This window comes from Roseateles sp. P5_B10 (genome assembly GCF_056400485.1).
The window spans coordinates 1-5,843 of sequence record NZ_JBFULE010000312.1 but is presented as its reverse complement, the minus strand read 5'-3'; the positions used below and the strand labels follow the sequence as shown (position 1 = coordinate 5,843).

The window sequence follows — 5,843 nt, the reverse complement described above, 5'->3', positions numbered from 1 at the left end:
GCGCTGGGCGTTGTAGACCTGGGGCACGAGCATGCAATCAGCAAGGCCCGGCGTGTCGCCAAAGCAGTATTCCCCCGCCGTGGCCGCCAGGCGCTGCTCGACGATGCTCAGGCCCGTCGCCACCCAATGGCGGTACCAGCGGTCGACGATCGCCTGCTCCTGACCGAGGTCGTTCTTCAAGTAGCGCAGCACGCGCAGGTTGTTGATCGGGTGGATGTCGCAACCGATGTCCTGGGCCAGCGCCCTCACCTGGGCCCGCGCGACGGCACCCTTGGGCAGCAAGGGCGGCTCGGGATGGGTCTCTTCCAGATACTCCAGGATGGCCATGGACTGGCTCAACCAGGGGCCGTCGTCCAGCACCAGCGCCGGCACCAGGTGGGAGACCTGCTGCTCAGCGAAGCTGCCAGCGAACTGCTCGTTCTTTGCGAGGTGGATGGCCGCGTAGTCGTAGTCCAGGCCCTTGATCGCCAGGCCGATGCGCACGCGCCACGAGGCGGAAGAGCGGAAGTAGTTGTAGAGCTTCATGGCTGTCATTCTGCTCGCCATAAACTGGGCCGTATGCCCTTTCCCAGCCCGCTCAGACACTGCCCGAACTGCGGCACCGCCGTGGAATACCGCATCCCCGACGACGACAACCGCGAACGCGCGGTCTGCCCGGGCTGTGGCGCCATCCACTACCAGAACCCGCTGAACGTGGTTGGCACGCTGCCGGTCTGGGAGGACGGCCGCGTGTTGCTGTGCCGGCGCGCCATCGAGCCGCGGCATGGCTTGTGGACGCTGCCGGCCGGCTTCATGGAGCTGAACGAGACCACCACCGAGGGCGCCCTGCGCGAGACCCAGGAGGAAGCCGGCGCCGACATCGAGATGGGGCCGCTGTACACGGTGCTCAACGTCGTGCGGGTGGGCCAGGTCCACCTTTTCTACCGCGCCCGGCTGCTTTCGCCCGAGTTCAACCCGGGGCCGGAGTCGCTGGAGGCCAGGCTCTTCAGCGAAGAAGAGATCCCCTGGGGCGAGATCGCCTTCAAGACGACACGCGAGACGCTGCGTTGCTTTTTCGAAGACCGCCGCCAGGGTGGCGGCTTTGCGCTGCACGACATCGACATTCCTTGATCTCACCCTCCGCGGCGCGCATCATCAACGGCGTCTCCAACGGAGGGATGAGCCATGACGACACGGCGCGTGTGGTGCAAGGCGGGGTTGGGCTGGATGGCGGGGCTGGGGCTGGCGCGGCCGGCCCACGCGACACCGCTGCGCGCGGTGGGCTCGCAGTTCGCGCGCATCTTCGAGGGCGCCGAGGGCCAGGCGCCCAAGGGCCTGGCGGTGGACCTGCTGGGCATGCTGTTTGGCGAGAACGTACGCTGCGAATGGCTGCCCTGGCCGCGCGCGCAGCTGATGCTGGAGCAGGGCGAGGCGGACATCCTCATCGGCCCCTACCGCACGCCGGAACGCGAGGCCCGCATGCTGTTCAGCGTGCGCTCCTTCTACTCGGACGCGATGGTCTGGTACGCCCGCCGCGGCGAGGAGGCGCGCTGGACGGGTGAGTTCGGCGAGCTGGCCCAGGCCCCCGTGGCCGCTGTGCGCGGCTGGGCCTACGGCAGCCGCTTCGAGCGCATGAAGACGGGCATGAACCAGTTGACCTGGGTGCAGAGCGTCGACGCCGGGTTGCAGATGCTGATGAAGCGGCGCATCGAGCTGTTCGCGGCGAACGACCGCAACTGCCAGCCAGTGCTGCAACGCCTGAGCCTGGCTGACGCCGTCGCGCGCTGCTCGCCACCGCTGGACGTGCTGCACGGGCATATGGCCTTTGCACGCAGCGCCGGCGGTGAGGCCCTGTCGCAACGCTACGACCAGGCCTTCGAACAGTGGTTGCGCACCGGCTCGGCCATCGAGCTGTACCGGCGCTGGGGCGTCGAGCGCCCGTCCACGCCCAGCTAGGGCCGTTCACGCGCGGCTTGATCCAGCGCAAGGCCACCGGCAGTGCGCCGGCCTACGCTGGACCTGACTTCAACAGGTCAGGAGGCCCCCATGGTCATCAATGTCGGATCGGTGGAACCCGCACTCCGCCTGCTTGTGGGCCACGGCCCGGTGTACCGGCTGCCGGGATACCGGCCATGAGCACGGACGAGCTTCGACTGCGCTTCTTCGGCGCAACAGGCACCGTGACCGGTTCCCGCTACCTCGTCGAATTCGCCGGCCGGCGATTGCTCGTCGACTGCGGCCTGTTCCAGGGCCTGAAGCAGTTGCGCCTGCGCAATTGGGCTCCCTTCCCGGTGCCGGCAGCGTCCATCGATGCCGTGGTGATGACGCATGCCCATATCGATCACAGCGGCTTCCTGCCCCGCCTGGTGGCGGAGGGCTTTCGCGGCTCCATCCACGCGACGCCTGGCACCAGCGACCTGCTGTCAGTGCTGTTGCCGGATTCGGGCCGGCTGCAGGAGGAGGACGCCCACTACGCCAACCGGCACGGCTTCAGCAAGCATTCACCGGCGCTGCCGCTGTACACCGAGGCCCAGGCCCTGCACAGCCTCAAGCAGGTACGCCGTCATGCCTTTGGCCAGGCCTTTGAACCCGTCCCGGGCCTGACGGCGACATTCAGCCATGCCGGCCACATCATTGGCGCCGCCAGCATCCACCTTGAAACTGGCTCGGGCTCGATCACCTTCTCGGGCGATCTCGGGCGCAGCGACGACACGGTCATGCTGCCGCCGGCCGCGGCACCCGCGGCCGACATCGTCGTCATCGAGTCCACCTACGGCGACCGGCGGCACTCTCAAACGCCCAGCGCGGACCAGCTCTGCGACGTCATCTCGCGCACCGCCGCCCGCGGCGGCACGACGCTGATCCCGGCCTTCGCCGTCGGCCGGGCCCAGGCCATCCTGCACACCTTGCTGCGCCTGAAAGCCGCCGGGCGCATCGCCGACCTGCCCATCTACCTCAACAGCCCCATGGCCACGCAGGTCACGCGCCTGGTGCAGGTCCATGCTGATGAACACAGGCTGACCGAGCCTGAGCGCCGCGACCTCGTCGACAAGGTGCGCTRCGTCCGCACGGAGGAGGAATCTCGTGCGCTGAACCGTCCCACCTATCCGAGCGTCATCGTCGCCGCCAGCGGCATGGCCACCGGCGGCCGCGTGCTGCACCACCTGGAAGCACTGGCGCCAGATCCCAGGAACAGCATCGTCTTCGTCGGCCATCAGGCCGCCGGCACGCGCGGCGCCACCCTGCTGGCCGGCGCCGACCGCATCCGCATGCACGGCCAGTGGGTGCCCGTGCGCGCCGAGGTGGCCGCCATCGACGGCATGTCCTCGCACGCCGACCAACCCCAGCTGCTGGCCTGGCTGCAAACGCTGCCGCACCCGCCCAGCCACGTCTACGTGACCCACGGCGAGCCCCAGGCCGCCGACGCGCTGCGCCAGGCTATCGAGGAAGGCCTGGGCTGGCCGGCCTCGGTACCCGAATACCTCGACGCCGTCCCGTCCAAGGAGTTGCCATGCCCATGATGAAAGCTGCGGTCGTCCGCGCTTACCGCGAGCCCCTCAGCCTGGAGGAAGTGGCCATCCCCGAAGTCCCCGCCGGGCAGGTCCTCGTGAAGGTGGCCGCCTGCGGCGTCTGCCATACCGACCTGCATGCCGCCGACGGCGACTGGCCGATCAAACCACCGCTGCCCTTCATTCCGGGCCACGAGGGCGTCGGCCATGTCGCCGCCGTCGGCGCGGGTGTGCGCGGCATCCGCGAAGGCGATCGCGTGGGCGTGCCCTGGCTGCACACTGCCTGCGGGCATTGCGAGCATTGCCTGACGGGGTGGGAGACGCTGTGCGATCACCAGCAGATGACTGGCTACACGGTCAACGGCAGCTTCGCCGAATACGTGCTGGCCGATCCGTCCTATGTGGGCCATCTGCCCGACGGCCTGTCCTTCGAATCCCTCGCGCCCATCCTGTGCGCCGGCGTGACGGTCTACAAGGGCCTGAAAGTACTGGACGCCCGGCCGGGGCAATGGGTGGCCGTCGTCGGCATCGGCGGTCTCGGGCACCTGGCCGTCCAGTACGCACGCGCGATGGGCTTTCACGTCGCAGCCGTGGACATCGACTCGGCCAAGCTGCAACTGGCCCAGCGGCTGGGCGCCGAGCTGTGCATCAACGCCGCCGAGGAGGACCCGGCCGCCGCACTGCAGCGCGAACTGGGCGGTGTGCACGGCGCCCTCGTGACCGCCGTCTCGCGCCAGTCCTTCAGCCAGGCGCTGGGCATGCTGCGCAAGCGCGGCACCATGTCCATGGTCGGCCTGCCGCCCGGCGACTTCGCGCTGCCCATCTTCGACGTCGTCCTCAATGCCAAGACCGTGCGCGGCTCCATCGTCGGCACGCGCCAGGATCTGAACGAAGCATTGCAGTTCGCCGCGGAGGGCCTCGTACACGCCAGCACCACCACGCACCGGCTGGACGATATCAACCGCATCTTCGACGACCTGCGCACGGGGCGCATCGATGGCCGGGCCGTGCTGAGCTTTGCCTGACTTTTGCCTTCCCAAGGAGACGAATCCCATGAGCTATCGCAGCCTGCTGGTTGCCCTGGACGCGACCCCGGCCAACCCGACGCGCGTCAGCATTGCCATCGCGCTGGCCAGGGAGTTCGAAGCCCACCTGATCGGCCTGGCGCCCAGCGCCACGGTCGAGCTGCAGGCGCTGCAGRCTGCCGCCGCGATGGACGACTACGTCAGTGGCGCCTGCGCGACCCTGCTCGCACAGGCCCAGGCCCTCGCGCAAAACTTCCACCAACGCTGCGGCGCTGCCGGGCTGCCCTCATTCGAGGCGCTCGCCGACCAGACGCCCGCGGCGCAATCGCTGGCACGGCATTCGCAATGCACGGACCTGCTCATCATGAGCCAACCCGACCCGTCGCTGCCCGACCATCGCCAGCACGCGGCCGCGCTGGAACAGGTGCTGCTGCGCTGCGTGCGTCCGGTCCTGATGATCCCCTACACGCATCGCGAACCCCTGCGCACGCGTCGCGTGCTGCTGGCCTGGGACGGCAGCCGCGAGTCGGTGCGGGCGATGACGGACGCGCTGCCGCTGCTGCGCCGCGCCGACAACGTCTGGCTGAYGCACTGGCGCCGAGACGCCGAAGGTGAAGCCCCGGCCGCGCGCCTCGCCTGCCAGCGCCAATGGCTGGCGCTGCAGGGCGTCGATGCCATCGTGCGCGAGGAGGTGACGGCACTGCCCATCGGCGACGCTCTGCTGAATGCGGCATCCGACACCGGGGCGGACCTGATCGTCATGGGTGCCTATGGCCACGCCCGCTGGGCGGAGCGGCTGTTCGGGGGTGTCTCCCGCAGGCTGCTGGCATCGATGACCGTGCCGGTGCTGATGTCGCATTGATCCCCCGCAGCATCCCGCGCTGGCTTGATCCAGCGCAAGGGCCGGGCTGCGGGCGGTGGCGAGGATGCGTTCATGACCCAGCGCCATCTCGATCGCCTGCTCACGCCCGACTCGGTGGCCGTCTTCGGCGCCTCCGACAAGCCCGGCCGCGTCGGCACCACCGTCTGGCGCAACCTGCTGAGCGGCGGCTTCAAGGGCCCGATGGCGGCCGTGAACCCGCGGCTGGACAGGCTGGACGGCCAGCCCTGCTTTGCCGGCGTCGCCGAGCTGCCGTTCACGCCGGACCTGGCCGTGCTGTGCACGCCACCGGACACCATCGCGCCGCTGGTTGGGCAGCTGGGTGAGCGCGGCACGCGGGCCGCCATCGTTGTGACGGCGGGCCTCACACCAGCGCAGAAGCAGGCGGCGCTGGACGCCGCCCGGCCGCACACGCTGCGCCTGCTGGGGCCCAACTGCATCGGCCTGCTG

7 protein-coding genes are annotated in these 5,843 nt (G+C 69.4%); 6 read left to right on the top strand and 1 reads right to left on the bottom strand.

The genetic code is table 11. The annotated features are described in order from the left end of the window. Positions 1–525, bottom strand: a 525-nt coding sequence (maiA, locus tag AC1DU6_RS17885; RefSeq protein WP_477858663.1) for a maleylacetoacetate isomerase, incomplete at its 3' end; no start/stop codon positions are given. Positions 526–558: 33 nt separating this feature from the next. Between maiA and AC1DU6_RS17880 the strand changes: the two genes are divergently transcribed. The 6 genes from AC1DU6_RS17880 to AC1DU6_RS17855 form a co-directional block, all read left to right on the top strand. Beyond that, positions 559–1,110 carry an NUDIX hydrolase gene (locus tag AC1DU6_RS17880; RefSeq protein ID WP_056198418.1) on the top strand — a complete coding sequence of 184 codons (552 nt, stop codon included), beginning with the start codon at positions 559–561 and terminating at the stop codon, positions 1,108–1,110. A 54-nt stretch (positions 1,111–1,164) separates the two neighbouring features. After that, entirely contained in the window at positions 1,165–1,935 is a 771-nt protein-coding gene (locus AC1DU6_RS17875; RefSeq protein WP_457322749.1) for a substrate-binding periplasmic protein, read from the top strand. A 176-nt stretch (positions 1,936–2,111) separates the two neighbouring features. Next, complete coding sequence (locus AC1DU6_RS17870; protein ID WP_477858662.1) at positions 2,112–3,500, top strand: MBL fold metallo-hydrolase RNA specificity domain-containing protein; 1,389 nt, start codon at positions 2,112–2,114, stop codon at positions 3,498–3,500. Next, the gene (gene adhP, locus AC1DU6_RS17865; RefSeq protein ID WP_457322754.1) at positions 3,500–4,513 is read left to right on the top strand and encodes an alcohol dehydrogenase AdhP; all 1,014 of its coding nucleotides are present in this window, start codon (positions 3,500–3,502) and stop codon (positions 4,511–4,513) included. Before AC1DU6_RS17870 ends, adhP begins: the two co-directional genes overlap by 1 nt. Before the next feature lie 28 nt (positions 4,514–4,541). Then, the gene (locus AC1DU6_RS17860; RefSeq protein ID WP_477858661.1) at positions 4,542–5,375 is read left to right on the top strand and encodes a universal stress protein; all 834 of its coding nucleotides are present in this window, start codon (positions 4,542–4,544) and stop codon (positions 5,373–5,375) included. A 72-nt stretch (positions 5,376–5,447) separates the two neighbouring features. Continuing rightward, the coding region (locus AC1DU6_RS17855; protein WP_477858659.1) for a CoA-binding protein at positions 5,448–5,843 on the top strand (396 nt) is incomplete at its 3' end.